Genomic DNA, 1,110 nt, shown 5'->3' with positions numbered 1-1,110 from the left:
ACACGCCCGTTCTAGAGCAAGCGCTTGGGACAATCCACAGAAGCTGTGGATAACTCAGTGGACAACCCGCCTTGAACTCGCTCAAAGCCCCATGGAACGGGGGCCGCAGTCAAACTGACGATTTTTTCACCAATAAAAAAAAGCGATATTTTTCATTGACTTAAATTTTCAGTACAGGCACCCACTGTGGTCGGGGCGCGGATGACAGTCCGGTTACAGTCTGCGCAACTTATGTGCACAAGTACCTTCGCGGCAGTTATATCGATACTCTTTTTCGGAGCGTTTTGTGGAGGGTTTCTGGGGATAACCTTGGTAAAGCCTTGTCCCAGGCTTATGCCGGAGCGGCGACCAACGGTCGGAAATTGTCCCCTGACGCAGCATGTTGGCGGGGCACGGAAATTATTTTGCCTTCACGCTTCCCTTCGCCTACTCAATCCGTTAGTATCCGCGGCGTTAGTACCAAGCTGAAAGTCAATTCTGGTCGAACAAATCCTCCCGGTCAGCCTTCCCAACGGAAGCCTCCACCGAACAAGCGGGATCGACCACCTCGATGGTTTCCAGGTATTTCTTGCGACGGCACTGCCTTTGAACAAGCAAAGGGTGTCGCGAAGTTTCAATACTCTGACCGAACCAACCTGCAAATTGATCAGGATCTTCACCCCGGGCCCAGAACCTTTGCCCTTGTTGTGTTGCCTGCCCTCCTAAGTACCTACCTGCCAGCCCAAGCGCGCCTAACTTATTAGCGCTTCAAACTGGCTGCTTTGTTCCAGTCGGGTTCTTCGTTCGATCAATGGTGATCGACGTTACTGGAACGTTTTAACGTTGCACGGTTCTTATCCGTGTCATTTGTAGGAACACCAATAATATGTCCACTCAAATCCACACTCAGGATGCCATCCGCACCCTCACTAACGCTTTTGCACCAATGAACTGCCTGATCATGGCCGCTCGCAAAGGCTGCTTCAGCTTCACCCTGGTCAACGAACACGGCATCGCTCGTCACAGCGAACGCCTGTACCCCGATCAATACTCCAGCGCTGAACCGCTGCAGGCTGTGATCGAGCGTACCCGTCAGGCACTGGTTGCCTGATCGACCCGAGTCGCTGAAAA

Annotated in this window: 1 protein-coding gene; it reads left to right on the top strand. The window is 52.5% G+C overall.

Annotated elements, in window-relative coordinates; all coding sequences use genetic code 11:
* Window positions 1-865 precede the first annotated feature (865 nt).
* Window positions 866-1,090, top strand: coding sequence for a hypothetical protein (locus B7L09_RS26485; RefSeq protein ID WP_007898912.1), 225 nt, complete (start codon window positions 866-868; stop codon window positions 1,088-1,090).
* Window positions 1,091-1,110 lie beyond the last annotated feature (20 nt).

It is taken from the genome of Pseudomonas mandelii (assembly GCF_002251635.1).
In the GTDB taxonomy this organism is placed as follows: domain Bacteria; phylum Pseudomonadota; class Gammaproteobacteria; order Pseudomonadales; family Pseudomonadaceae; genus Aquipseudomonas; species Aquipseudomonas mandelii_B.
This window is presented reverse-complemented; position numbering and strand designations above follow the sequence as displayed.

Excerpts from the sequence above, each read along its gene's own strand:
- B7L09_RS26485 (WP_007898912.1), top strand. The coding sequence starts at position 866 with ATGTCCACTCAAATCCACACTCAGGATGCCATCCGCACCCTCACTAAC.